At 72.3% G+C, this 24,846-nt stretch carries 25 protein-coding genes and 1 pseudogene; 12 read left to right on the forward strand and 14 right to left on the reverse strand.

Annotated features, from left to right (window positions below):
- The first annotated feature begins 1 nt into the window (after position 1).
- On the forward strand, positions 2 to 325 hold the full coding sequence (locus tag ACFVYN_RS05890; protein WP_389993050.1) for a hypothetical protein: 324 nt from the start codon (positions 2 to 4) through the stop codon (positions 323 to 325).
- Positions 326 to 510: 185 nt separating this feature from the next.
- Complete coding sequence (locus ACFVYN_RS05895) at positions 511 to 1,032, forward strand: ATP-binding protein (protein ID WP_389993053.1); 522 nt, start codon at positions 511 to 513, stop codon at positions 1,030 to 1,032.
- 149 nt (positions 1,033 to 1,181) lie between these two features.
- On the opposite strand, the gene ACFVYN_RS05900 is transcribed toward ACFVYN_RS05895, so the two are convergent.
- The 3 genes and pseudogenes from ACFVYN_RS05900 to ACFVYN_RS05910 all read right to left on the reverse strand — a co-directional run bounded on the left by ACFVYN_RS05900 (position 1,182) and on the right by ACFVYN_RS05910 (position 5,271).
- Positions 1,182 to 3,716: an ABC transporter permease gene (locus ACFVYN_RS05900; RefSeq protein WP_389993055.1), complete on the reverse strand. Its 2,535-nt coding sequence runs from the start codon at positions 3,714 to 3,716 to the stop codon at positions 1,182 to 1,184.
- A gap of 509 nt (positions 3,717 to 4,225) precedes the next feature.
- Positions 4,226 to 4,981 (reverse strand): annotated as a pseudogene (locus ACFVYN_RS05905) (ABC transporter ATP-binding protein); the annotation flags it as partial.
- Positions 4,978 to 5,271 (reverse strand): SHOCT domain-containing protein, encoded by a 294-nt coding sequence (locus tag ACFVYN_RS05910; RefSeq protein ID WP_389993058.1) that lies wholly within the window; start codon positions 5,269 to 5,271, stop codon positions 4,978 to 4,980. The pseudogene ACFVYN_RS05905 and the gene ACFVYN_RS05910, both read right to left, overlap by 4 nt.
- Positions 5,272 to 5,440: 169 nt before the next feature.
- Between ACFVYN_RS05910 and ACFVYN_RS05915 the strand changes: the two genes are divergently transcribed.
- Genes ACFVYN_RS05915 through ACFVYN_RS05925 form a run of 3 tightly spaced genes read left to right on the forward strand, consistent with a single transcriptional unit; the run spans position 5,441 to position 7,574 of the window.
- The gene (locus tag ACFVYN_RS05915) at positions 5,441 to 6,019 is read left to right on the forward strand and encodes a TetR/AcrR family transcriptional regulator (protein ID WP_389993060.1); all 579 of its coding nucleotides are present in this window, start codon (positions 5,441 to 5,443) and stop codon (positions 6,017 to 6,019) included.
- A gap of 53 nt (positions 6,020 to 6,072) precedes the next feature.
- Entirely contained in the window at positions 6,073 to 6,657 is a 585-nt protein-coding gene (locus tag ACFVYN_RS05920) for a DUF4865 family protein (protein WP_389993063.1), read from the forward strand.
- Entirely contained in the window at positions 6,651 to 7,574 is a 924-nt protein-coding gene (locus ACFVYN_RS05925; RefSeq protein ID WP_389993066.1) for a phosphotriesterase, read from the forward strand. Before ACFVYN_RS05920 ends, ACFVYN_RS05925 begins: the two co-directional genes overlap by 7 nt.
- A 23-nt stretch (positions 7,575 to 7,597) precedes the next feature.
- Here ACFVYN_RS05925 and ACFVYN_RS05930 read toward each other — a convergent pair whose 3' ends face one another.
- A complete protein-coding gene (locus tag ACFVYN_RS05930; protein ID WP_389993069.1) occupies positions 7,598 to 8,125 on the reverse strand; it encodes an SMI1/KNR4 family protein in 528 nt (175 codons plus the stop codon).
- Positions 8,126 to 8,288: 163 nt separating this feature from the next.
- Here ACFVYN_RS05930 and ACFVYN_RS05935 point away from each other — a divergent pair, with 163 nt between their 5' ends.
- The gene (locus ACFVYN_RS05935; RefSeq protein ID WP_389993072.1) at positions 8,289 to 9,260 is read left to right on the forward strand and encodes an NAD-dependent epimerase/dehydratase family protein; all 972 of its coding nucleotides are present in this window, start codon (positions 8,289 to 8,291) and stop codon (positions 9,258 to 9,260) included.
- 25 nt (positions 9,261 to 9,285) lie between these two features.
- On the opposite strand, the gene ACFVYN_RS05940 is transcribed toward ACFVYN_RS05935, so the two are convergent.
- From ACFVYN_RS05940 to ACFVYN_RS05955, 4 genes are read right to left on the reverse strand one after another with little or no spacing between them, the layout of a single operon-like run.
- Positions 9,286 to 9,735 carry an RpiB/LacA/LacB family sugar-phosphate isomerase gene (locus tag ACFVYN_RS05940; protein WP_389993075.1) on the reverse strand — a complete coding sequence of 150 codons (450 nt, stop codon included), beginning with the start codon at positions 9,733 to 9,735 and terminating at the stop codon, positions 9,286 to 9,288.
- A gap of 1 nt (position 9,736) precedes the next feature.
- Positions 9,737 to 10,459 carry an NUDIX hydrolase gene (locus tag ACFVYN_RS05945; RefSeq protein WP_389993078.1) on the reverse strand — a complete coding sequence of 241 codons (723 nt, stop codon included), beginning with the start codon at positions 10,457 to 10,459 and terminating at the stop codon, positions 9,737 to 9,739.
- Entirely contained in the window at positions 10,452 to 11,696 is a 1,245-nt protein-coding gene (locus ACFVYN_RS05950; RefSeq protein WP_389993081.1) for an ROK family protein, read from the reverse strand. The genes ACFVYN_RS05945 and ACFVYN_RS05950 overlap by 8 nt, the downstream gene beginning before the upstream one ends.
- A gap of 36 nt (positions 11,697 to 11,732) precedes the next feature.
- Positions 11,733 to 12,374 carry an alpha-ketoglutarate-dependent dioxygenase AlkB family protein gene (locus tag ACFVYN_RS05955; RefSeq protein ID WP_389993084.1) on the reverse strand — a complete coding sequence of 214 codons (642 nt, stop codon included), beginning with the start codon at positions 12,372 to 12,374 and terminating at the stop codon, positions 11,733 to 11,735.
- Between the two features lie 67 nt (positions 12,375 to 12,441).
- Here ACFVYN_RS05955 and ACFVYN_RS05960 point away from each other — a divergent pair, with 67 nt between their 5' ends.
- Both ACFVYN_RS05960 and ACFVYN_RS05965 read left to right on the forward strand, forming a co-directional pair.
- Positions 12,442 to 13,584 carry a methyltransferase gene (locus ACFVYN_RS05960; RefSeq protein WP_389993087.1) on the forward strand — a complete coding sequence of 381 codons (1,143 nt, stop codon included), beginning with the start codon at positions 12,442 to 12,444 and terminating at the stop codon, positions 13,582 to 13,584.
- On the forward strand, positions 13,577 to 14,338 hold the full coding sequence (locus ACFVYN_RS05965) for a class I SAM-dependent methyltransferase (protein ID WP_389993090.1): 762 nt from the start codon (positions 13,577 to 13,579) through the stop codon (positions 14,336 to 14,338). The genes ACFVYN_RS05960 and ACFVYN_RS05965 overlap by 8 nt, the downstream gene beginning before the upstream one ends.
- Here the strand turns inward: ACFVYN_RS05965 and ACFVYN_RS05970 are convergent.
- Entirely contained in the window at positions 14,319 to 15,170 is an 852-nt protein-coding gene (locus tag ACFVYN_RS05970) for a ketose-bisphosphate aldolase (RefSeq protein ID WP_389993093.1), read from the reverse strand. The two genes, ACFVYN_RS05965 and ACFVYN_RS05970, sit on opposite strands and share 20 nt — an antisense overlap.
- An 8-nt stretch (positions 15,171 to 15,178) precedes the next feature.
- Complete coding sequence (locus ACFVYN_RS05975) at positions 15,179 to 16,063, reverse strand: SIS domain-containing protein (RefSeq protein ID WP_389993096.1); 885 nt, start codon at positions 16,061 to 16,063, stop codon at positions 15,179 to 15,181.
- Positions 16,064 to 16,186: 123 nt separating this feature from the next.
- On the opposite strand from ACFVYN_RS05975, the gene ACFVYN_RS05980 reads away from it, so the two are divergent.
- The 3 genes from ACFVYN_RS05980 to ACFVYN_RS05990 all read left to right on the forward strand — a co-directional run bounded on the left by ACFVYN_RS05980 (position 16,187) and on the right by ACFVYN_RS05990 (position 19,792).
- Positions 16,187 to 16,966 carry a DeoR/GlpR family DNA-binding transcription regulator gene (locus ACFVYN_RS05980; protein WP_389993099.1) on the forward strand — a complete coding sequence of 260 codons (780 nt, stop codon included), beginning with the start codon at positions 16,187 to 16,189 and terminating at the stop codon, positions 16,964 to 16,966.
- 81 nt (positions 16,967 to 17,047) lie between these two features.
- The gene (locus tag ACFVYN_RS05985) at positions 17,048 to 18,868 is read left to right on the forward strand and encodes a glycoside hydrolase family 15 protein (RefSeq protein WP_389993102.1); all 1,821 of its coding nucleotides are present in this window, start codon (positions 17,048 to 17,050) and stop codon (positions 18,866 to 18,868) included.
- A 48-nt stretch (positions 18,869 to 18,916) separates the two neighbouring features.
- Positions 18,917 to 19,792, forward strand: coding sequence for a PhzF family phenazine biosynthesis isomerase (locus ACFVYN_RS05990; RefSeq protein ID WP_389993104.1), 876 nt, complete (start codon positions 18,917 to 18,919; stop codon positions 19,790 to 19,792).
- Positions 19,793 to 20,156: 364 nt separating this feature from the next.
- Here the strand turns inward: ACFVYN_RS05990 and ACFVYN_RS05995 are convergent, their stop codons facing one another.
- The 4 genes from ACFVYN_RS05995 to ACFVYN_RS06010 all read right to left on the reverse strand — a co-directional run bounded on the left by ACFVYN_RS05995 (position 20,157) and on the right by ACFVYN_RS06010 (position 23,765).
- Positions 20,157 to 20,927 (reverse strand): cupin, encoded by a 771-nt coding sequence (locus ACFVYN_RS05995; protein ID WP_389993107.1) that lies wholly within the window; start codon positions 20,925 to 20,927, stop codon positions 20,157 to 20,159.
- Positions 20,903 to 21,829 (reverse strand): PmoA family protein, encoded by a 927-nt coding sequence (locus ACFVYN_RS06000; RefSeq protein WP_389993110.1) that lies wholly within the window; start codon positions 21,827 to 21,829, stop codon positions 20,903 to 20,905. The genes ACFVYN_RS05995 and ACFVYN_RS06000 overlap by 25 nt, the downstream gene beginning before the upstream one ends.
- On the reverse strand, positions 21,826 to 22,938 hold the full coding sequence (locus tag ACFVYN_RS06005; RefSeq protein ID WP_389993113.1) for a Gfo/Idh/MocA family protein: 1,113 nt from the start codon (positions 22,936 to 22,938) through the stop codon (positions 21,826 to 21,828). The genes ACFVYN_RS06000 and ACFVYN_RS06005 overlap by 4 nt, the downstream gene beginning before the upstream one ends.
- 209 nt (positions 22,939 to 23,147) lie before the next feature.
- Positions 23,148 to 23,765: a TOPRIM nucleotidyl transferase/hydrolase domain-containing protein gene (locus ACFVYN_RS06010; protein ID WP_389993116.1), complete on the reverse strand. Its 618-nt coding sequence runs from the start codon at positions 23,763 to 23,765 to the stop codon at positions 23,148 to 23,150.
- 673 nt (positions 23,766 to 24,438) lie between these two features.
- On the opposite strand from ACFVYN_RS06010, the gene ACFVYN_RS06015 reads away from it, so the two are divergent.
- Positions 24,439 to 24,609, forward strand: a complete 171-nt coding sequence (locus ACFVYN_RS06015; protein ID WP_030933194.1) for a DUF5670 family protein — start codon at positions 24,439 to 24,441, stop codon at positions 24,607 to 24,609.
- Positions 24,610 to 24,846 lie beyond the last annotated feature (237 nt).

Consider the following 24,846-nt stretch of genomic DNA (forward strand, 5'->3'; position numbering starts at 1 on the left):
CATGGCGGAGCCGGAGTTCACGGCTATGGGCGTGCGGATCGGGAAGAGGTTGCGCTCGCTCACCCGGGCCGGTCAGGTCCGGATCAACGACGGCAGACTGGAACTGCTCACCAGTTACGGCAGCGAGATCGACAGCGCGCCGGTACAGGCGGTGCGCGCCTCCAAGCCGTGGTTCGCCGCGGACGACCGGGCTCTCGCGGACCTCAACGGCAACCGGTATCTGCTGACCCTGGGCGAGCACGACCCCGCTCCGGGCAAGCCGGGGCCGCCCGCGGCACGCCGGTTCATCGAGGCCGTACGCAGGGCTGCGGGGCGTAGCGAATAGGTCACCGCGAGTTGCGAAGTCGTACCTCTTGCGTCACGCTGATCTCACATCACTCTGGGTTTACCGGCGATCACGCTGTACACAGCCCGCCGGGCACGACGGCAGGCGGCCGTTTCACGAAAGGCACCTGCCGGATCGATCCGAACTCCGTGTTCTTCCGGACCTCACGTCGGGGAGTCGCAGCCGTGATCAGTCACCCAAGCAAGCATTGCACGGTGGAGCTCCAGGCTCTGCCGTCGCGGATCGGCCAGGTCCGCAGAATCCTTTCCGCACAGTTGCGCTACTGGCATCTGGATCCCCTCATAGACCGGGCCGTGCTCGGTGTGACGGAGCTGTTGACCAACGTCCACCGCCATGCCCAGCCCGACAAGACGTGCACCGTGAAGATCGAGCTGCTGCTCGACCGGCTCATGGTCTCGGTGCACGACCACGACCCGCGTCTGCCGGTCGTGGCCGACATCAAGGACACCGAACCGCTCGCCACGTGCGGGCGAGGGCTCGCGATGGTCGCCGCGGTCAGCGAGAGCTGGGGCGTACGGCCGGACGGCGAGTCGGGGAAGTTCGTGTGGTTCACCCTCCCGACGCCCTCCGCCACGCGGCCACCGCGGCGCACCGTCCTCGACAAGACCGCGCTCAGGTTCGCCGAGGTGCGGGTCGACAGCCGCAGGCCCGAACACGCTCCCGCCCGGTCGGCCGTTGCCGGCTGACCGGGCGGTGACGGCTCCTTCTTCCGCTCGTGCGCCCACGGGGCGCGCCCCTCCGGGTCTCCCGCGGCCGACGCGCCGACTCGGTGACCCTCGGACTTCGCGCACGGCGAGGTCCGGTCGGCCGGGGCCGACGTCGGCTCTTGCCGGTCTCACTCGGTGGCGATCGCCCGCAGTACGTCGAGACGGGCGGCGCGCCGGGCCGGGCGCAGGCCCGCGAGGGCTCCCGCGGCGAGGCCCACCAGGGCGACCACCGCGAGTTGCAGCGGTGGCATCGCGAAGGCGAAGGTGCTGTCGCTCGTGCCGTCCGATGCCTTGACCAGGACCCAGCCGAGGAAGGCGCCGAGGGTGAGTCCGCCGACCGTGCCGAAGGCGGCGACCAGGACGGACTCCCAGCGGACCATGGCGCGCAGCTGGGAACGGGTCTGGCCCACGGCCCTCAGCAGACCCAGTTCGCGGGTGCGCTCGTGGATCGCCAGGGTCAGCGTGTTGGCGATGCCCAGCAGCGCGATGAGGACCGCGAGGGCGAGCAGCGCGTAGACCAGGGTGAGCATCATGTCGATCGCGCCGGCCGAGGACTGCGCGTACTCGTCGCGGGTCTGCACCTCGGGATGGCCGTACCGTGCCGCCACCCTCTCCACCGCCGCCTTGCCCGCGCCGGTGCTCACACCGTCCTTGAAGGAGACCGCGACGAGCGTGTCGGAGTCCTGCGTGCGGTGCGGGGCCCAGGCCGCGCGGGTGATGACGTAGTCTCCCGCCAGCTCGGACCGTCCGTAGACCGCGCGGACCGTGAACATGTCCTTCTCGCCGTCGGTGAAGGTGAGTCGGGCCCTGTCGCCGGTCGTGAGGCCCTGCTTTCGCGTCTCCGCCTCGGTGATGGCGATGCCGTCGGTGCCGAGGTCGCGCAGGGAGCCCCGCACGGTGCCGAGGTCGAAGGTGCGCTCCAGGGCGAGCGGGTCGGTGACGGTCAACGCCCGTCCCTCGCCGTCGACTTCGGCGACACCGCGCCCGAGACCCACGGCCGTGTCCACCTCGGGCAGTTGCTGGACGGCTCGGGCGAGCCGGGGGCTCAGTCCGCTGCCGCCCGCGCCGAACGACGGTGTGCTGACGGCGACATCGCCCGCGAAGGACCGGGAGACGGTCTGGTCCATGGTGGCCTTCAAGGATGCCCCGAACACCGTGAACAGCGAGACCACGGCCACGCCGATCATCAGCGCGCTCGCGGTGGCGGCCGTCCTCCTGGGGCTGCGCAGGGCGTTGCGCCGGGCGAGGGAGCCGGTGACGCCGCGGAGCCGGTCGAGGGGGCCGCCGAGCACACGTACGGCGGTCGTGGAGGCGACCGGGCCGAGGACCACGAACGCGACGAGCGCCAGGAGCGCGCCGGTTCCCGCGAGCCAGAGGGACGGTGACACCAGGACGCCGGTGAGGGTGACGGCCACGGCCAGCGCGGCCAGGCCGGCTCCGGTGACGGGACGGACGCGGGAGGCGCCCGACCGGTCGACGGCCGTCTCGCGCAGGGCGGCGAGAGGCGCCGTGCGTCCGGCGCGTACGGCGGGCAGCAGCGCCGAGCCGAGGCAGACCACGACGCCGACCGCGAGCGGCAGCAGCATCGACAGCGTGCTGACCACCAAGTCCCCGTCGGGGAAGGGGAATCCGATTGCCGGGAACAGTGCCTGGAGGCCGGCGGCGATCCCGAGGCCGCCCGCGAGGCCCGCGGCGGAGGCGGTGACGGCCACGACGCTGGCCTCGGTGAGGGTCGCCGCGGTGATCTGGCGGCGGGAGGCGCCGAGTGCCCGCAACAGGGCGTTCTCCCGGGTGCGTTGGGCGACGACGATCGCGAAGGTGTTGTGGATGGAGAAGGTGGCGACGAGGAGGGCCACGCCCGAGAACACCAGCAGGAAGGTCGTGAAGACGGTCAGGAACTGGCTGGAGATCATGTCGGTGTTCTCCTCGGTCGACTCCTGACCGGTGATCGCCTCGACGCCCTGGGGCAGTACGCGTGTGAGCCGGTCGACGAGTTCGCGCTGGCCGACACCGGGACCTGCGCGCACCTTGATGCTCGAGGCCTCGCCGGGCCCGGCCGTGAGGTACTTCTCGGCGTCGGCCCGGGTCATGCCGGTGAAGGTCACCTGGGCCATGCCGTCCTCGCCGCCGAAGGTCGCGAGGCCGACGACGGTCACCTCGACGGGGTCGGGCGTACGCAGGACCGTCGTGTCGCCGATCCTCAGGTCGCCCTTCTCGGCGGTGCCGCGGTTGACGACGACCTCGCCGGACCTCTCCGGCGCGCGGCCCTCGGCGAGTTGATACGGGTTCAGCCTCGGGTCGTCGATCCAGTTGCCGGCGAGGGTGGGCGGACCCTGACCGCCGATGGGCTTGCCGTTCTTGCCGACGAGCTGGCCGGCGCCCTGGATGTCGGGTGCGGCGGCCGCGACGCCGGGGACCTTTTCGACGGCCTCGACCAGGTCGGTGGCGACCGGCTCGCGCACTCCCTGGCTCTCCCCCGGCGTGGTGATGGCCTCGGCGCTGCGGACCACGGCGTCGGTGCCGCTGGTCGCGTTGCCGAACATGGTGTCGAAGTTGGCGCGGAGGGTGTCGCCCATGACGAGTGTTCCGGCGAGGAAGGTCCCGGCGAAGCGGCGCTTGTGGGCACGCAGGGAGGACACGCTCAGGCGGAGGGAGGCGTTCATGAGGGATCCTCCGTCCGGGTCGGAGAGGGAGTCTCCGGTTCCGGGAGGACTCGGGTCGGAGAGGGAGTCTCCGGTTCCGGGAGGACTCGGGTCGGCGAGGACGCCTGTGGCTGCGTGGGGGCTTGCGCGCGCGGGGGCGCCTCGGTCCGGGGGGACGCCTCCGTCTGGGGGGTCGGCTCGGACCGAGAGACCCCCTCCGCCCGGGAGATCGACTCGGACCGAGAGACCCCCTCCGCCCGGGAGATCGACTCGGACCGAGAAACCCCCTCCATCCGGGAGATCGGCTCAGACCGAGAAACCCCCTCCGCCCGGGACGAGACCTCCGCGCTGGACGTCACTTCCGCGCGGGAGGGCATCCCCTCCTCGGAAGGCGCCCCCACCCGGGACGACACCTCCGGCCGAGAGGGCACCCCCTCCCCGGAGGGCACCTCCGCGCGGGACGTCGTCTCCGTCCGGGAGGGCACCCCCTCCCGGCAGAGCACCCCCACCCGGGGTGACACATCCGCGCGGGTCGGCACCTCGAAGGCCTTCATGCGGTCCAGGACCCTGTCGGCGGTCGGGGATTCCATCCGGTCCACCAGCCGTCCGTCGGCGAGGAAGACGACCTCGTCGGCGTGGGCGGCGGCCACCGGGTCGTGGGTGACCATGACGACCGTGCGGGCCGTCTGGCGCACGGTCCTGCCGAGGAGGCCGAGGACCTCTCCGCCGGAGCGGGAGTCGAGGTTGCCCGTGGGCTCGTCCGCGAAGACGACATCGGGCCGGCCGGCGAACGCCCGGGCCACGGCGACGCGTTGCTGCTGCCCGCCGGAGAGCTCGGAAGGCCGGTGATGGAGCCGGTCGCGCAGGCCGACGACGTCGATCAGCGCGTCGATCCACTCGGGGTCGCCCTTGCCGCCCGCGAGGTCCAGCGGCAGTCGGATGTTCTCCTCGACGGTCAGCGTCGGCACCAGGTTGAACGCCTGGAAGACGAAGCCGACCCGGTCCCGGCGCAGACGGGTCAGGCGACGGTCGTCGAGGGAGCCGAGATCGGTTTCCCCGATGTAGGAGGCGCCCTCGGTGAGCGTGTCGAGGCCGGCCGCGCAGTGCATGAGGGTGGACTTGCCGGAGCCGGAGGGCCCCATGATCGCGGTGAAGCGGCCGGCCGGGAAGTCGACGCTCACCCCGTCCAGGGCCCGCACGCCGGTGTCGCCGCTGCCGTACACCTTCACGGCGTCCACCACCCGGGCGGCCGGCAACGTCCTCGTCGAGGCGGTCGTGACGGTCATGCCGCACCGCCCTTGCCCGCCGCACGGCCGAACTGCTCGTCCAGGACGGACAGCCGGCGCCAGTACTCGTCCTCGTCGATCTCGCCGGAGGCGAAGCGGCGGCCGAGCATGGCGATCGGCGAGTCCCCGGAGGGGCCGGCGTCGGCCGGAGCACGCCAGAGACCGCGGCGGCCGCGCCACGCGGTGCGGCGCAGGACCGTGACGACGCCGAGCACGACGGCCGCCCAGATCAACGGGAAGAAGAGGATCCACGGGCCCGGGCCGCCGTCCCAGTTCGCGAGAGTCTGCATGTCGGTTCATCTCCCTGGAGTCTGAAGGTGTCCTTCGGCGCTGCTTCGAGACTGGCTCCGGGGAGGGGGTCGAGTCGTCGTACGGCCAGCGGCAGTGCGTGTACCCCCCGGGGAGTACGCGGGTGTGTTGCGCCTGCTCCCAAAGACCTCGACTTCTGTAACTACTAGTATGTACAGTGACCGCATGAGCACCTCGGACCGACTGATCGAGTCCACCCGTGAGCTGCTGTGGGAGCGCGGCTATGCGGGGACGAGCCCCAAGGCCATCCTGGAGCGCGCGGGTGCCGGACAGGGCAGCATGTACCACCACTTCAAGGGCAAGCCCGACCTCGCCCTCGCGGCGATCCGAAGGAGCGCCGAGGAGCTGCGCGCCAACGCCGAGGGAGTACTCGGCGGGCCCGGCACGCCGTACCAGCGCATCGAGGCGTATCTGCGGCGCGAGCGCGACGTACTGCGCGGCTGTCCGATCGGCCGGCTCACCATGGATCCGGATGTCGTCGCCAGCGACGAAATGCGCGCCCCGGTCGACGAGACGATCGCCTGGATCCGTGAGCGCATCGCCGGAATCGTCGAAGAGGGCAAGGAACAGGGCGAGTTCGCGGCGTCGCTGGACGGCGAGGAGATCGCGGCGACCGTGCTCGCGACCGTCCAGGGCGGCTATGTCCTGGCCCGTGCGTCCGGCTCACCCGCCGCGTTCGACACGGGTGTGCGGGGTCTGCTCTCGCTGCTGAATCCCCAGGCGTCGTAAGCCAGTTCCTTCACGTCGCTCGACGAGGACCGTCCCGCCCGAGGAGGCGACCGATGCACGCGATGCAGTACGCACTCACCCTGCCCGCCGACTACGAGATGGACGTCGTCCGCGCGCGCGTGGCCCGGATCGGGCACGTGCTGGACGACTGGGAGGGGCTCGGTCTCAAGTCGTATCTGATGCGCGAGCGCGGGGTGAACGGCTCGCCCGTCAACCAGTACGCGCCCTTCTACCTCTGGAACACCGTGGAGGGCATGAACACCTTCCTCTGGGGAGGCGCCTTCCAGGGGCTCAGCGACGACTTCGGGCGGCCGTCGGTGCGCCAGTGGACAGGTCTGTCGTACGAGGAGGGAGGCGCCGCCGGCTCTCCCGCCCGATGGGCCGTGCGGCGGTGTCAACCGGTGCCGGAGGGCGGGGAGTTGGCCCAGGCGATGGCGGACGCGGTGGGTGAGACGGAGCGGTTGGCCGGGCAGGACGGCGCGGTGCTGGCGGTGGCCGCAGTGGATACCGCCCGCTGGGAGCTCGTCCACTTCTCGCTCTGGACGCATGAGTCGCCCACGGCGGACGGTGAGGTGTTCGAGGTGCTGCATGTGTCGGCGCCGGGCCGGGGGCGGCTGCCGCGGGGACGGCAGTGGTGAGCGCGGCCGCGGTCCGTACGGTGGCCGGTGACGTGCCCGCCGAGCAACTCGGGGTGTGCGACGCGCACGACCACCTGTTCTTCGGCAGTCCCCGACTGCCCGGGCAGGAACTGCGGAATGTCTCGGCGGCGCGGGCCGAGCTGGCGGCGTTCGCGGCGCAGGGCGGTGGCGCCGTAGTGCAGTGGACGCCGTACGGGCTGGGACGGCGGGCCGCCGAACTGCCTGCGCTGTCGCGGGAGACCGGGGTGCGGATCGTCGCCGCGACCGGGCTGCACCAGGCCGTCCACTACGACGACGCCACGCTCGCCGGACTGCGCGGCAGGCTCGCCGATGTGTTCGTCGCCGAACTGACCGAGGGCATAGGGCAGTCGGGGGTCCGCGCGGGGCTGATCAAGGTGGCGGGCGGGTTCCACGCCCTGGACGCGCACGCCCGCTGGACCATGTCCGCGGCGGCCGAGGCCCATCGGGCGACGGGGGCGCCGATCGCCGTCCACCTGGAGCTGGGGACCGGTGCGCTGGACGTACTGGACCTGCTGTGCGGGGAGTTGGGGGTGCCGCCGCAGCGGGTCGTCCTCGGACACCTCAACCGCTCTCCCGACTTCACCGTGCACGCCCAGGCCGCGGCCTCGGGCTGCTACCTCGCCTTCGACGGGCCGTCGCGCGCCAACCACGCCACGGACTGGCGCATGCCGGATGCGGTACGCGCCCTCGCCGAGGCGGGTCACGGGGACCGTCTGCTCCTCGGCGGCGACACCACGACCGCGGCCGCCCGGTCGGTCGACGGGGGCCCCGGGATGCCGTATCTGCTGCGCCGGGTGCGTCCGCGGCTCGCCGCCGAGCTGGGCGAGGAAGCGGTGCGGCACATCTTCGTCGACAACCCCGGTCGGGCCCTGGCCGTGGAGTGGAGCGGCTCTTGACGCCGCTCTCCGCCAGCGGGCGCTCACCGGCAGAGGGCGTCGATGTCCTCGGAGAAGGTCGGGAACTCCGACCGGGCGGAGGTGACGATGTCGCGGGTAGGACGGCGCGGGGTGCTCGCGTGAGGCTCGGCGATTTCGGTCAGCGCCTCGTTCGGGCGAGCGTCGTACTGCTCATGCTCCACGACCTCCATCGGCCCCAGGCCGTCGGCCAGCACCCACAGGAAGTCGGACAGGCTGGCCGCGACCACACCGCGCTCGCCCTCCGAGCCCAGGAACACCACGGGCTGCTCGACGAGGGGCCGCCCCGGCCGTACGCGCCACAGAGCGGCGAGACCACCGGTACCGTCCTGTCCGAAGACCCGGTAGGCGTCGCCGTCCAGTTCCTGGTTGCCGGTCCAGTGGCGCAGCCAGTCGGTGGTCTCCTCGGCGGAGTCGAAGGCGTCGTACGGCTCGAAGTCGACGCCCTCGCCGTCGTCGTAGTCGAACTGCACGCGGGCCACGTCGGCCAGGGCGGGCGGGAAGGCGCGGTCGCCCTCGGTCGTGTCGATCATGTCCCGCAGGCTAGTCGCGGCCACTGACAACGGCCCTCGCCATAGAGATGTCCACCGAGGGCAGTAGTTTCACCGCCGCGCCTGCCCGCGTCCTCTCAGCTTGACGGCGCCGCCGGTGGCCTGCCCAGACTGACCCGACCGACCCGACAGCGAGGGGAAGAACATGCGAGTCGTCGTCATCGGCGGAAGCGGGCACATCGGCACCTTCCTGGTCCCCCGCCTCGTGCGGGCCGGCCATGAAGTGGTCAACATCAGCCGTGGCACGCGCACCGCCTACGCCGAGGCCCCCGAATGGCAGCACGTGCGTCAGGTGGTCGCCGACCGGGAGCAGGAGGACAGGGAGGGCGGCTTCGGGCGCCGGGTTGCCGGGCTGGGCCCGGATGTCGTCGTCGACCTGGTCTGTTTCACCCTGGACTCGGCCACCGCGCTGGTCGAGCGGTTGCGCGGCGAGACCGGGCACCTGTTGCACTGCGGCAGCGTGTGGCGCCACGGCCCCGCCGACAAGTTGCCGATTTCGGAGACCACGGGGACCCCGCCCGTCGGGGAGTACGGCATCCAGAAGGACCGGATCGCCCGGATGCTGAAGGAGGAGACCGCTTCCGGCGGCCTGGTGACCACGTCGCTGCACCCCGGGCACATCGTCGGCCCCGGCTGGCACCCGATCGGTCCGTTGGGCAGCCTCGACCCGGCTGTCTGGTACGCGCTCTCGGCGGGACAGCCGCTGCGGATCCCCGGCAGCGGTGTCGAGCTGATGCACCATGTGCACGCGGACGACGTGGCGCAGGCCTTCGAGCGGACGATCGAGCACCGGGACGCGGCGGCCGGAGAGGACTTCAACATCGTCGCCCCCACCGCGCTGAACGTCCGCGGATACGCCCGCGTCGCGGCAGGCTGGTTCGATCGGACCGCGACGCTGGAGCCGGTGACCTGGGAGCAGTTCCGCAGGACCACGGCCCCGGAACACGCCGAGGTGAGCTGGGAGCACCTGCACCGCAGCCAGTGCCTCACCATCGAGAAGGCCAAGACCCTCCTCGGGTATGCCCCGCGCTACGAACCGGAGGCCGCCGTACTGGAGTCGGTGCGATGGCTGGTCGACCACGGGGAGCTGAAGGTGGCGGGCGCGCTCAGCGCCTGAGCGACAGGCTGAGCGACGCGCGCTGCTAAGCCCGGCCGGTGTCCAGGCGCCCCACCCGGGCCACGTTCTCCCGGTCCTCGGCGTCCTCGCTCGGCTCGGCGGTGAACCAGGCGTCGAGGATCTCCTTGAGGAGCGGCTCGGAGGTGAGGCGGAGGCCGAGCGCGAGGACGTTGGCGTCGTTCCAGCGGCGGGCGCCGTCCGCGGTGTAGGCGTCCGTGCACAGGGCGGCCCGTACGCCGGGGACCTTGTTCGCGGCGATGGAGGCGCCGGTGCCGGTCCAGCAGCACACGACGGCCTGGTCGGCCGTCCCCGCGGCCACCTCGCGGGCCGCGGCCTCGGAGCAGACGGCCCACTGCGGGTCGGCGCCAGGGCTCAGGGCGCCGTGGGCGACCACTTCGTGGCCCCGCGCGCGCAGCTCCTCGACGAGGGTGCGCGCCACTGGTTCGTCCATGTCCGAGGAGACGGAGATCCGCATGTCACGAGCCTACTCGGCGGTTCGCCCAACGGACGACGGGTTCCAGGTAGTCGACGTGCGGACCGGTGAGGTCCGCCAGTTCGGCGGGTGAGCCGACGAGGGCGATCCGGTCGAACTCCGGGGCCCGCCCTCGTGCCGTCTCTGCGGCCACGACTGCCTCGAAACGCTGGTGGAGGCGGGGCGCGGGCAGGGGCGGCGCCAGGTAGTGGACGCCGATCTGGCCCTCCTCGCCGTGGGTGATCAGACAGCGGGTGAGGTCGGCGGCCGGGAGGTCGACGCCCGTCTCCTCGGCGAGCTCCACGGCCGCGTGGCGGCGCAGTGCGTCCTCGTCGAGCGGTGCGTCGCCGGTGGGCGGTTCCACCGAGCCGCCGGGGAACTGCCAGCGGCCGGGCGTGGCGGTGGACGACGACATACGGCCCACCAGTACGCGTCCGTCCCGCGTCGGCTGCACCACGCTCACGAACAGGGACCGCAGGGTGGTGGCGCCCGGGACGCGGCGCAGGGCGAAGTAGCGATAGGTGACGCGGGACCAGGAGAGGAGCAGGGTGTCCGGGGTTTCCCGGGTCAGTCCCGCGCAGACCGCCACCGGACCGTCGAAGAGCGCCGGGTTGGCCAGGACCGCCTGGTCCCACTCGCGGTTCATGGCCGTCCGCGTCCCGGGCGGAACCACCGGGGGCGCCACTTCGAGCAGGCGCAGCCCCTCCGCCTCCAGCAGCTCAGCCACGGCTCAGTGCCCGCAGCGGATCGTCCAGCACCGGCTGCCACGCCAACTCGGCCGCTCCGACAAGGCTGTTGTGGTCCAGCGTGCAGGCCAGGATGGGGACGCCGCCGCTCTGTCCCCACAGGCTGCGCTCGGCGACGACGGCCCGCAGGCGCTCGGGGTCGGCGTCCAGGAGGGTGCGGTGCAGGCCGCCGAGGATGATGCGGTCCGGATTGAGGATGTTGACCAGACCGGCGAGACCCAGGCCCAGACGGTCGATCAGCGCCTGGGCCGCCGTACGGACGGCGGGGTCGTCGTAGTGGTCGCGGACGAGGTCGTCGGCCTGCCGGAGCAGGGACTGTTCGGGGCCGGGGTCGAGTCCCGCTGCCGTGAGCAGGGCCAGCGGGTCGGCCTCGACGTCCAGGCAGCCGCGGCTGCCGCAGTAGCAGGGGCGGCCCTCGGGGTTCACGGTGAGGTGGCCGACTTCCAGGGCCAGGCCCGCGCTGCCCGTGTGCAGACGCCCGTCGAGCACCAGCGCCCCGCCCACACCCCGGTGTCCGGTCGCCACGCACAGCAGGTCACGGGCGCCGCGGCCCGCGCCGTGCCGGTGCTCGGCGAGGGCGGCGAGGTTGACGTCGTTGCCCGCGAAGGCCGGTCCGGTGATGCCCGCGGCACGCACGCACTCGTCGAAGATGCGGCGGACCGGGGCGCCCGCGGGCCAGGCCAGGTGGAGGGGGTTGAGGGCGAGCCCCTCGGGTTCGGCGACCGCGGACGGCACGGCGAGTCCGGCGCCGACGCACCGTCTGCCGGTCGTGTGCAGCAGGTCGGCGCCCGCCTCCACGACGGAGCCGAGGACCTTCGCGGGGTCGGCGTCGACGGTCTCGCAGCCGGGCGCGGTGGCGACGATACGGCCGCCCAGACCGACCAGGGCGGCCCGGAAACCGTCGGCGTGCACCTGCGCGGCCAGCACGACAGGGCCGTCCTCCGCGACCGCGAGGCGGTGCGAGGGCCGGCCCTGGGAACCGGCGGCCGCGGTGGGCCGGGCGTCGACGCGGATCAGTCCGAGCGCCTCCAGCTCGGCGGCGACCGCGCCGGCCGTCGCCCGCGTCACCCCGAGTTCGGCGGTGAGCACGGCCCGCGTGGGGGCGCGCCCGGTGTGCACGAGCTCCAACGCGGGCCCGAGCGCACCGCGCCCCCGGTCCAGCCGCGCCCTCGAGGTGGTCCCTTCCCCCGCCGGCCGGGGGTCCGCCTTGCCGCTCATGAGGGCGAGTCTCCCATGATCCGTTCGCCACCCCGGTCAGAGGCCGCTGACGCGCAGCGTGATGTTGAGCCGCCCGGTCAGCCCCAACTCGGCCGGGGCGGTGCCCGGATGCACACGGGGCACCCCGTGGTACGCGAGTCTCGACGGGCCGCCGAACACGAACAGGTCGCCGCTGCACAGCTCGACGTCCGTGTACGGCTTGGTCCGGGTCTCGGGGTTGCCGAAGCGGAAGACGCAGGTGTCGCCGAGGCTCAGGGAGACCACGGGCGCGTCCGACTTCTCGTCACTGTCGCGGTGCATGCCCATGCGGGCGTCGCCGTCGTAGAAGTTGATCAGTGCGATGTCGTATCCGGAGACCTCGGTGTCCAAGGCGTCCCGCACCGCTTCCCGGCCCAGCTCGCCGAGCCAGTGCGGGAAGGGCTTCACCGGTGCCCCGTCGCCGTCGACGACCGTGTCGGCGTAGCCGTAGGGGTACCAGTGCCGGCCCAGGCAGACCTGCCGTGCGGTCATCGTGCCGCCGCCCGGGGTGCGGACCGTGCGCAGTCCGGCGGGCGGGCGCGCCCACTCCCGGCAGGCCGCCAGCAGCTCGCGCTGCCGCTCCGGCCCCAGCCAGTCCGGAACGTGCACCGCACCCGGCGCGACCTCCGTACGATCCCTGGGGAACAGCTCGGCTTCCATGGTTCCATCCTGCCCGAGCGGGCCTGAGCTGCGGCTCCGCTAGCCTGGACGCACGATGGACGACCTGATGACGACTCCCTGGGGCGAGCTCGCCCTCACCCGCTTCCCCGAGGACCCGCACAACCGGCTGCGCGCCTGGGACGCCTCCGACGCGTATCTGCTGAGGCATCTCGCGGACGAGGGGGTGCCGCTGTCCGGCACGGTCGTCGTGGTCGGGGACCGCTGGGGCGCCCTGGTGACCGCGCTGGCGGCGCATCGGCCGGTGCAGATCACCGACTCCTTCCTCGGCCAGGAGGCGACCCGCGCCAACCTCGAACGCGCGGGTGTCGAGCCCGGTGCCGTCCAGTTGCTCACCACTCAGGACCCGCCGCCCGGCCGCGTCGACGTCCTGCTGGTGCGCGTGCCGAAGAGCCTGGCCCTGCTGGAGGACCAGTTGTCGCGGCTGGCGCCCGCGGTGCACAAGGACACAGTGGTCGTCGGCACCGGCATGGTGAAGGAGATCCACACCTCGACGCTCCGGCTGTTCGAGCGGATCCTCGGGCCGACCCGCACCTCGCTCGCCGACAAGAAGGCCCGGCTCGTCTTCTGCACACCGCAGCCGTCGCTCGACCGGCCCGCCAACCCCTGGCCGTACGGCTACACCCTCCCGGACGGTATCGGTGCCGCCTCCGGGCGTCCCGTCGTCAATCACGCGGGCGTCTTCTGCGCGGACCGGCTCGACATCGGCACCCGGTTCTTCCTGAAGCACCTGCCGGACAGCCGCGGCTCCCGGCGCATCGTGGACCTGGGCTGCGGCAACGGAATCGTCGGTACGGCCATGGCGCTGGCCAACCCCGAGGCCGAGGTGCTCTTCGTCGACGAGTCCTTCCAGGCCGTGGCCTCGGCGGAGGGGACGTACAAGGCGAACGGGGTGTCGGGGCACGCGGAGTTCCGGGTCGGGGACGGTCTGACGGGGGTCCCGGCGGGCAGCGTCGACCTCGTCCTCAACAACCCGCCGTTCCACTCCCACCAGGCCACCACCGACGCGACGGCCTGGCGGATGTTCACGGGAGCGCGCAGCGCGCTACGGCCCGGCGGCGAGCTGTGGGTCGTCGGGAACCGGCACCTCGGGTACCACGTGAAGCTGCGGAAGTTGTTCGGCAACAGCCAACTGGTCGCAAGCGACCCCAAGTTCGTGGTCCTCAAGGCGGTAAAAAGGCCGAGTGGCTGATTCTTCGGCGCGGGACTTCTACGACTCGCTGGCTCCGGACTACCACCGCATCTTCGCGGACTGGGACATGAGCATGGCGCGGCAGGCGGCGGCACTGGGCGCGCTGCTGGGGCCGGGGACGCACCGGGTGCTGGACTGCTCGTGCGGGATCGGGACCCAGGCGATCGGGCTGGCGCTGGCCGGGCACCGGGTCGTCGGCAGCGATCTCAGTCCGGTGGCCGCCGCACGTGCCACCCGGGAGGCCGGGGCCCGTGGGACGAAGGTGCCGGCAGCCGCCGCGGACATGCGCCGGCTGCCGTTCGTGCCGTCCGTCTTCGACGTGGTCGTCTGCGCCGACAACTCCATGGCGCACCTGTTGACGGCATCGGACGCGGAAGCCGCGCTCACGGACATGCGACGGGTTCTGCGGGACGGGGGTCTGCTGCTGCTCACTCTCAGGGACTACGACGAGATCCGCCGGACCAGGCCCGCGACCGCGCCTTTGCAGGTCTCCGAGACCTCCGACGGCCGGGTGATCACCTTCCAGCTGTGGCACTGGCACGAGGACGGCGAGCACTACGAGCAGGAGCACTTCCAGCTGCTGCCCGGCGACCGGGACGACTGGGCGGTCCGCGTCCGGCGTACGACCTCGTGGGCGCTGACACGCGCACAGCTGACGGAGTTCGTGGCCGCGGCCGGTTTCGTCGGCGTGCGGTGGCACGATCCGGCCGACAGCGGGTTCTACCAGCCCGTCCTCACCGCCCGAGCAGCCTGATGATCCGCCGGGCCGCCTCCACCATGGCGTCCCGGCCCGCGCTCAGATACGTGCGCGAGTCGGCCGCCCCGGGGTGAGCCGCCAGGAACTCCCGGATCGCGCCGGTCATCGCGAGGTTCAGCGCGGTGCCGACGTTGACCTTGGCGATGCCGCCCGCGACGGCCGCGGTGAGTTCCTCGTCGCGGACTCCGGAGGAGCCGTGCAGGACGAGGGGGACGTCCAGAGTGGTGGAGAGACGCTTCAGGAGCTCGTGGTCGAGCGTGGCGGTGCGTTCGGTCATCGCGTGGGCGCTGCCGACGGCCACGGCGAGGGCGTCCACACCGGAGTCGGTGACGAAGGCGCGGGCCTCGGCGGGGTCGGTGCGGGCGCCGGGGGCGTGGGCGTCCAGCGGGGGCCGGCCCTGCTTCCCGCCCACCTCCCCCAACTCCGCCTCGATCCAGAGCCCTTGGGAATGCGCCCAGTCGGCCGCGACCCGGGTCGCCGCGAGGTTCTCGGCGTAGGGCAGGTGGGCCGCGTCGTACATCACGGAGGTGAAGCCGGCGTCCGCGGCCTGGTGGAGCAGGTCGTCGCTCTGGACGTGGTCGAGGTGCAACGCGACGGGTACGGCGGCGTGTTGGGCCGCGGTGACGGCGGCGCGGGCGAGCGGGAGGACGCGGCCGTGGCGGAACCTGACGGCGTTCTCGCTGACTTGGAGGACGACGGGCGCGTCCAGGGACTCGGCGGCGGCGATGACGGCCTCGACGTGTTCCAGGGTGATGACGTTGAAGGCGGCGACGGCGGAGCGGGTGGCGGCGGCCCGGATGACGAGCTCGCCGGTGGTGGCCAGGGGCACGACGTCTCCTAGGGGCGGGCGAGGATCACCGAGCGGGTGAGGTGGCGGGGCCGGTCCGGGTCGAGGCCCCGGGCCGCGGCGACGGCCACCGCGAGGCGCTGCACGCGGACCAGTTCGGCGAGCGGGTCCAGGGCGCCCGGCACCCACAGTGCGCCGGTCTCCCCGACCTGTGCGGCCAGTCCCTCGGGTGCCTCGCCGAGCATCCAGGTGGCGGTGCCGTGGGTGGTGACGCTGATGGGGCCGTGCCGGTACTCCATCGCCGGGTAGGCCTCGGTCCAGGCGAGGGAGGCCTCGCGCATCTTCAGTCCGGCCTCGTTGGCCAGTCCCACGGTCCAGCCCCGGCCGAGGAAGGTGAACTGCGTGCACTCGACGAGGCCCTCCGGGAGGGGTGTCGAGAGCGCGGTGCGGGCGTCGGCGACGACGGCGTCGCTGTGCAGGCCAAGGTGGGCGCGGAGCAGGGTGAGGGCGGTGGTCGCGAACCTCGTCTGGACGACGGAGCGTTCGTCGGCGAAGTCGAGGACGACGACCTCGTCGGCGGCGGTCATGACGGGGGTGGCGGGGTCGGCGGTGAGGGCGGTGGTGCGGGTGTCTCCCTTCAACCGGTCCAGCAGGTCGAGGACTTCGGTCGTCGTACCGGAGCGGGTGAGGGCGACGACACGGTCGTAGGAGCGGCCGCGCGGGAACTCCGACGCGGCGAAGGCGTCCGTCTCGCCCTGGCCGGCGCCCTCGCGCAGCGCCGCCACCGCCTGCGCCATGAAGTACGAGGTGCCGCACCCGACGATCGCGACCCGCTCCCCGGCCGCCGGAAGCGCGCCGGAGTGGCGCGCGGCCTCCGCGGCGGCGCGGGTCCAGCACTCAGGCTGGCTGGTCAGCTCGTCCTCGACATGGGTCATGCGGCACGCCCTCCTCACTTTGATTGTTCGTGCAAGATATAGCCCTCTTTCGAGCACAATCAAGCATTTAGACGCAAGGACGGTGCGCTAAGGTCGCCGAAAGATGGAGAGCGGAGGGTGCGGATGTCGCGGGACGCCCGTTGGAAGGCGCTGCTGGAGCTGCTCGTCGAGCGGGGCCGGCTGGACGTCGAGGAGGCGGCCGCCGACCTGGAGGTCTCGGCCGCGACGATCCGCCGAGACTTCGACCAGCTGGCCGAGCAGCAGATGCTGGTGCGCACCCGGGGCGGGGCGGTGGTGCACGGGGTGTCGTACGAGCTGCCGCTGCGGTACAAGACGGCCCGCCACGCCTCCGAGAAGCAGCGCATCGCGAAGGCGGTCGGGGAGCTGATCGCGCCCGGCGAGGCCGTCGGGCTGACCGGCGGCACGACCACCACGGAGGTGGCGCGGGCGCTCGCCGTGCGCGGGGACCTCTCCAGCGGCTCCCCCGCGCTGACGATCGTCACCAACGCCCTCAACATCGCCAATGAGCTGGCCGTACGCCCCCAGTTCAAGATCGTGCTGACGGGCGGGGTCGCGCGCCCGCAGTCGTACGAGCTCGTCGGGCCGCTCGCGGACGGGGTGCTCGGTCAGATCACCCTCGATGTCGCGGTCCTCGGTGTCGTCGCCTTCGACGTCACGCACGGGGCCGCCGCCCACGACGAGGCGGAGGCCGCGATCAACCGGCTCCTGTGCGAGCGGGCCGAGCGGGTGGTAGTGGCCGCCGACTCCAGCAAGCTGGGGCAGCGGGCGTTCGCCCGGATCTGCGGTGCCGAGAAGGTCGGCACGCTGGTCACGGACTCGGCGGCGGCGCCGGAAACGGTCCGGGCCTTCGAGGAGGCGGGGGTGCGGGTCCTCACGGTGTGAGGACCGGGTCCCCGCGGCGGGCGGGCCGTTCCCCTGACACCCGTGGCCGATCGTGCTTAGGCTGATCCGCAGGAGGCTGCGATGAGCGGATCACCTGGGGATGACACGGGCTACCTGCCGATCGCCGAGCACGGTCTGATCGGCGATCTGCGCAGTGTGGCGCTGGTCGGGACCGACGGCACGATCGACTGGTACTGCTGCCCGTCCTTCGACGCGCCGAGTGTCTTCGCGTCGATCCTGGACGCGGAGCGCGGGGGCGCCTTCGAACTGGCGGCGGCCGTGCCGGCGCGGACCAAACAGTTCTACTTCCCCGACACCAACGTCCTGATCACCCGGTTCTACACCGAGGACGGGGTGGGCGAGGTCCAGGACTTCATGCCGGTCGACGGCGACATGGTGGAGACCGAGCGGCACCGGCTGATCCGGCGGGTGGTGTGCGTCCGCGGCTCGATCCCGTTCCGCACCCGCGTGGCGCCGCGCTTCGACTACGGCGCCCAGCCGCACACCCTCCGCATGGTCGGGGACGTCGCGGTCTTCGAGTCCCCCAAGCTGTCGCTGGGCCTGACCGCGACCGTGCCGCTGGAGACCGAAGGGCCGGACGCCCGCGCCGACTTCACGCTCTCCGAGGGCGAGTCGGCGGTGTTCGCACTGGACCAGGTCGGCGGTGAGGTGACCCCGCGCCGGTGCGCGCGCACCGAGGCCGAGGAGCAGTTCAACAGCACGGTCGCCTACTGGCGGCAGTGGCTGTCCGCCTCCAAGTACCGGGGCCGCTGGCGGGAGATGGTGCACCGCTCCGCCCTCACCCTCAAGCTGCTCACCTACGCGCCCACCGGCGCCATCGTGGCCGCCCCGACCACGAGCCTGCCCGAACAGCTCGGCGGCGAGCGCAACTGGGACTACCGGTACGTGTGGGTGCGCGACGCCGCGTTCGCCGTGTACGCGCTGCTGCGGCTCGGCTTCACCAGCGAGGCCGAGGCGTTCATGGACTTCCTGATCCGGCACGTCAGCCCGTCCGGTCACGGCCACTCCGGGCCCTTGCAGATCATGTACGGCATCGACGGCCGCACCGATCTGACGGAGCGTGAACTCGGCCATCTGGAAGGACACCGGGGCTCCGCGCCGGTCCGGGTCGGCAACGCTGCCGCCGACCAGCTCCAACTCGACATCTACGGCGCCCTGATCGACTCGGTCTACCTGTACGACAAGTGGGCCAAGCCGATCTCCAGCGGTCAGTGGGACGACGTGTGCACGCTGGTGGAGTGGGTGTGCGAGCACTGGGACCAGCCCGACGAGGGCATCTGGGAGACCCGGGGCGGCCGCAAGAACTTCCTGTACTCGCGGCTGATGTGCTGGGTGGCGATCGAGCGCGCGATCCGCATGGCGAACCGGCGCGGGCTGCCCGCCGACCTGAACCGCTGGCGGGAGTGCCGCGACACGATCTACCGGCGGATCATGGACCGGGGCTGGTCGCAGACCCGGCAGGCGTTCGTCCAGCACGAGGACGGTGACGTGCTCGACGCGGCCGTCCTGATGATGCCGCTGACCAAGTTCATCGCGCCGACCGACCCCAAGTGGCTGTCCACCCTCGACGCGCTGACCGAGGAGCTGGTGTCGGACTCCCTCGTCTACCGGTACGACCCGACGGCGAGCCCCGACGGACTGCGCGGCGACGAGGGCACCTTCTCGATCTGCTCGTTCTGGTACGTCGAGGCGATGGTGCACGCCGGGCGGATCGACGAGGCGCGGCTGGCCTTCGAGAAGATGCTCACCTACGCCAACCATCTGGGCCTGTACGCCGAGGAGATCAGCAACACCGGTGAGCAGCAGGGCAACTTCCCGCAGGCGTTCACCCACCTCGGCCTGATCAGCGCGGCCTTCAACCTGGACCGGGCCCTCGGCTGAGGACCCGGTCAGGGAATAGCCGTCGGCCCGCCTCCCGTTTCCGTCAGCATGACGACGAACGCGCCGCGCACCGAGGTCCTGCGGTACACCGCCTTCTCCAGCAGCCCCGAGGGCGGAAACCCCGCAGGTGTCGTACTGGACGCCTCCGCCCTGGACGACGGCGAGATGCTGGCCGTCGCCGCCGAGCTCGGATACTCGGAGTCCGCGTTCCTCACCGCTCCCCCGGAGGGTCTTGCCGGGCCGGAGGGGCGGATGTTCACCATCCGTTACTTCAGCCCCAAGGCCGAGGTGCCGTTCTGCGGGCACGCCACCGTCGCGACGGCTCTCGCGCTGGCGGAGCGGATCGGACCCGGGGAGCTGGTGTTCGCGACGCGCGCCGGGACCGTGCCGGTGGCGGTGACCGAGGAGGGCGGGACGGCTGTGGCCACGCTCACCAGTGTCGAGCCGCACGTCAAGGCGGTCTCCGAGGCCGACCTCACCGAGGCGCTCGCCGCGCTCGACTGGCCGGCCACCGATCTCGACCCGGCGTTCCCGCCCCGGATCGCGTTCGCCGGTGCCCGTCATCTGGTCCTGGCGGCGGCGACCCGGGCACGCCTCGCGGACCTGGCGTACGACTTCGCCCGCCTCGAAGCACTGATGCACCGGCTGGACCTGACCACCGTCCAGCTGGTGTGGCGAGAGTCGGCCACCGTCTTCCACGTGCGTGACCCGTTCCCCGTCGGCGGCGTCGTCGAGGACCCGGCCACGGGGGCCGCGGCCGCCGCGTTCGGTGCATACGTCCGCGAGCTCGGCCTGGTCCCCGAGGACGCCGTGCTCACCCTGCACCAGGGTGAGGACCTGGGCCGCCCCGGCGAGCTCACGGTGACCCTGCGCGCGGGCGACTCCCGGATCCGGGTGAGCGGCTCGGGGGCCCGCATCGGCTGAGGGTCGGGGGCCGTGCTCGCCTGAGGCTTCGTGGAGAGCGCCAGCTCGCCGGGTGACCTGCGGGCCGTGACGGCCGTGACGGACGCCATCCGGCTCGGCAAGTGGCCGGGCACCAGGAGGCCAGCGGTACCAGCATCCAGGCGCACAGGACCGCCGTGGCCACCGCGAGCAGGACCAGGGCGCTCCCGCCGACGTACCGCACGGCGTTCGGGCAGTCGGTGACCGACTTCGGGACGGGCGCAGGCCCGCACACCCCCGATGAGAACGCCCGCGCCGATCGCCGGGGCCACCGCCGCGGACAGCGGTGCCCCCGGAGTCCCGGCCCCGGCCCCGGCCGGCGCGAGGTCCGCCAGAAGGAACGGGGTTACTCGCCGTGGGACGGCAGTGTCGTCCCCGGCAGGTTGTACTCGTCGCGTCTGCCGCACATCCCGAAGCCGCCGAGCCGGGTCGGCGTGGCCTCGTGGGCGGTCGACTCGCCGAGGTACGACGGCTCCCCGGACGCCAGCGCGGCGAGCTGGGCCCCGGTGCGCTCGGCGGTGGCCAGGGCGCCGGCCTGCCACAGCTCGCGCCAGTGAGGCACCTTGTCCCGCACCAGGCGGGCGGCCGAGCGCTGGAACTCCAGGTACGGGCCGTTGTCGCCGTCGGCCAGGGCCTCGCGCAGCACGAGGTAGCCCTCGACGGCGAGGTCCCTGCGGCGCCGGGCGGCGGCGGCCGTGTCAGGTCCGGTCCCGGGCGGGAGCCGGGCCTCCGCGGCGTACCGCGCGGAGTCGGCGAGCACCTCGGGCGGGAAGGTGAAGACAGCGTCCCCGGCCTCGGGCAGACCGCTGTTCTGCATCAGCACGGTGATGCGCAGATCGCCGCCCTGGACCATACGGTGCACGGTGCCGGGTGTGAACCAGGCGATCGAGCCGGGCTCCAGCGGGATCTCGCGGTATCCGTCGGGGCTCAGGGTCTGCACCGCGCCCAGGCCGCCGGTGACGACGTACGCCTCCGTGCACACCAGGTGCAGATGCGGGCTGCCGCCGCACACGCCGTCGGCGGCCTCCCAGTCGTAGGCGCTCAGGTGGGACAGTCCCACGGCGCCCGGCAGGGGGTGGGGAAGGCCGGGCTTCACCAGGGCAGGCCTTCCAGACACGAGGAGACGCGTCCCTCGTCCCAGGCGCCGTCGGCCACCACCAGCCGGTAGCGGTACGCGAAGGACTCCCCCGGCGCCAGCTCGAACTCCTCGAAGAACGCCCAGGAGAACGCGACCGTCGGGAAGGGCTGGGAGCGCACGAACCAGTGCGACTCGTGGATCGCGGTCCCCGCGTCGAGGTTCTCGGGGGCGTGCGCGAAGACGAGCGTGGAGTGGGCGTCCACGTCGTCGTGTTCGGCGGTGAAGGCGAGCCAGGGGCTCTGGCTGCCCATCAGCTTGTCCGCGTCGCCGTCCGTGTCCGGGGCGAAGACCGCGCCGCCGGTGAAGTCGCGGGGACCGCGCCACTGGAGTCCGGTGTAACCGGCCATCTCACGGCCCGCGGTGGTGGGGGAACCGAAGGCGAGCGGCTCGGCGCGCAGATTGGTGAGCCGGATCGACCAGTCGAGCGCCCAGGAGCCGGCGGCCTCGTCGACCGAGTGCACGGCCAGGCCACGCTCTTCGCGGGCCCACTCCGCGCCGCCGTTCTCCACCCAGGTCAGCGCCTCGGTGACGTCCAGCCGGGCCTCGGAAGCCGTGAACGCGGTGAAGCCGTCGTGCCGCATGGAGCCGACGCGCTCCGGCAGGGGCAGATAACCCTGCCCGTGGACATAGCAGTTGCCGCCCCAGAAGTTCTGCCCCGACAGATGGCTCGCCGTCATCTGCAGGCCCTTGTGCCAGCGGTGGTCGTTGGGCCGGTAGCCGGTCACCGTGCGGCCGCCGAGGGTGCGCACCGGATGCGCGTAGGGCTTCTGGGCCTCGAAGGCCTCGGGGTCGGGTCGGTAGACGTAGCGGAGGATCTCCGTGCCGTTCGCCGCCTCGACGGCGATGTGCTCGCCGTGGACGTGGCTGACGCGGATGCTCATGCGCGCTCCTTGGGGGCCCAGTGGGGGTGGTCGCCGTGCATGGCCGGGTAGAAGGGGTCGCCCGGCACGATCTCGCCCGCGTGCACGGGCCGCCCCGTGAACGCGGACTTGTAGAGCGCGGCGGCGAACTCGAGGGTGGCACGCGCGTCGGCGCCGCTGCCGGGAGGCCTGACACCGTTGTCGTACGCGTCGAGGAGCGTGCCGAGCTGGGCCGTGTGCGAGCTGGGCACGTCGGCGGCGGGCGTGCGCCAGGCGTCGACGCGGTCGGCGGCCACGTGGGGGGCGGGCGTGTAGGTCCAGTCCTCGTTGCGGTGGCCGTACAGATGGGTGAGTTCGACGGTCGCGTCGGCGCAGTCGATGCGGATGCGGCTCACCTCGTCGGGTGACAGCACGCTGTTGACGACGGTGGCGAGGGCGCCGTTCTCGAACCGGACGAGGGCCGTGGAGACGTCCTCGCTCTCGGTGTCGTGGACCAGCCGGGCCGCCATCGCGCGGATCTCCGCCCACGGGCCGAGCAGGTGCAGGAGGAGGTCGTACTGGTGGATGCCGTGGCCCATGGTGGGGCCGCCGCCCTCACTGGCCCAGGTGCCGCGCCACGGTACGGCGTAGTAGGCGGCGTCCCGGTGCCAGGTGGTCTGGCAGTGCGCGACCCGGGGGGCGCCCAGCTCGCCGCTCGTGAGGAGTTCACGCGCGTGGACGGCGCCGGAGCCGTAGCGGTGCTGGAAGACCACGGAGGCGTAGGCCCCGGACGCCTCCTCGGCCGCGGCGATCTCGTCGTACTCGGCGAGCGAGAGGGTCAGCGGCTTCTCGCACAGCACCCAGGCGCCGGCCTTGAGGGCGGCCACCGTCTGCTCCCTGTGCAGCGACGGCGGGGTGCCGATGAGGACCAGGTCGGGGCGTTCGGCGTCCAGCATCGCGGCCATCGAGGTGTACCCGGCGACCTCGCCGCCCGCGAGCTCGCGGAAGGCGTCGAGTCTGCCCTGGTCCACGTCGACGGCGGCGACCAGTTCTGTGCGCTCGGCGTGGGCCCTGAGCGCGGACAGATGGCTGCCGCTGACGATGGCGCCGGTGCCGACCACGGCGACGCGGCGGCGGGCTGGACGGGGCATACGGGTCCTCCTCGGACGTCCGGCAAGGGGACGCTGACGTGCGGGGAAAGCGCTTGCTCCCCGGAGTCGACCCTAGATCCCCGGCGATTGTCCTAACAAGACCCCGGGCGGTGATATCGGTGACCACGACACGCACACCGCGCAGAGGTCCGCGGTCGGAGGTCCGCGGTCGGAGGTCCGCGGTCGGAGGTCCTTGTCGGAGGCCTCCGTCAGAGAGTCGCGAACAGGTCGTCGAGCGGGGCGGGTACGCGGTCGGGGTCGAGGGCCTCGACGAGGACGCGGCCGTAATGGATCTTGCGGCCCTTCTTCGTGCCGAGGAAGCGCCGCAGCTGCTGCTGAGGCGGGCGGCCCTGCTGGGCGGGCTGGGACAGGAAGGTCTGCAGGGGCCGCAGGTCGCCCTCCTCGCCCACGAGTTCCTTCACCCGTGGCACACCCAGCGCGCGGATGAGTTCGTCCTCCAGGTCCGCCGCGCAGACGAAGTACCCGTCCGGTGCCGCGCCGGCCAGCTCCCAGCCCCGGGCGTAGAAGGGCTGTTCCCGCTCGTCGCACAGGCCCGTCAGGCGCAGGCCCAGACCGGACGGTCCGAGTAGGCCCGCGAAGCGGCCGACGCTCATCGCCCCGCCCATCGCCAGGACGCAGAGCCCCTCGGCGGCGAGGTCCCGGTCCCGGCTCGCGGCGAGCGCGTCGACCGCCGCCACGTCGCTCGGCCCTTCGAGCAGGACGACGGTCCGGACGGACAGCCGGGCGGCGAGTTCGCGTGCCGGGTCACCGGGACCACCGGCCGCCCACGCCGTGACCGCGTCCCGGAACTCCCCCATGTCAGCCATGGCACGAGTCTGTGCCCTCACCGGCCCCGGCGGTAGGCAATTTCCCCGGCCGGCCTCACTGGCCCGGGCTCCCGTGTGAGGGGACTCCCGCCAGTACCGGAACTCCCCGTGCCCGCCATGTGGTGGAACCACCGTCGACCCAGCTTGGTGCGCTCGGAGTTGTCCGTGCCCGCGTGCACCAGGTCGTAGGCCAAAGGGATCATCCTGAGCATCAGCACGATTACACCGAAAGATCCATGGTCTGCATTTCACGCCCGCACGGTCCCCCTCGTGTCCGCGCGGGCCGCGCCATCGGGCAAGCGGCCCGGGGCCAACCGTGCCAGGACCCGCCCTGCGGCCGCCAGGCTGCGCCGATCGGGTGCCGACCAGTGGATCTGCCAACTGGCCGATCGTTCGCTGGCGGAAGGGTCGAACACGTCACGCACCGGCGGCACCCGCGCGTACACCGGGTTCGTCCAGCACCGCCGAGCACGACCACGTCGCACATGGCACCGGCGTCCGAGTAGGGGCGCCGGTGCCGCCCGGCCAATTCTGCGTTCCACTCGGCCGGACGGTGAGGCGAAGGCCGTGGAGAAACTGAGTTCACTGCCCGCAAGGGCCGTGAAGAAACCAGGGAAATCGACCGTGTGTTCCTGCATTCGCCGGGCATCAGGAGCGACGGAGGTTGATAACTATGGTTCCCCTGCTTCTCGTTCTTCTTCTGGCACTGATCCTCTTCGGCGCGGGCTTCGCGCTGAAGGCACTGTGGTGGATCGCCGTCATCGTGTTGGTCGTCTGGCTGCTGGGCTTCGTCATGCGCTCCGCTGACACAGGCGGCCGCAAGGGCCGCTGGTATCGCTGGTAACACCCCCCAGCTGTCAGCGACATGTGTGTGGGCTCCGGGTGTATTCGGAGCCCACACACATGTTCCGGATCAGGACATCCCACCGCCCAAACGGTGTAACTACCACCTTCCCGGGAACCGGGCCTCATAGCTGGGGCCCGGTGAAGCAGTGGAACCTGCGCCTCCAGATCACCGGACCCCAGCCACCCGACATCGCCTACCGCGCGCTCACCAGACAGCTGGGGCCACGCGGCCGCA

Origin of the sequence: Streptomyces sp. NPDC058307 (assembly GCF_042880295.1) — a bacterium.
Taxonomy (GTDB): domain Bacteria; phylum Actinomycetota; class Actinomycetes; order Streptomycetales; family Streptomycetaceae; genus Streptomyces.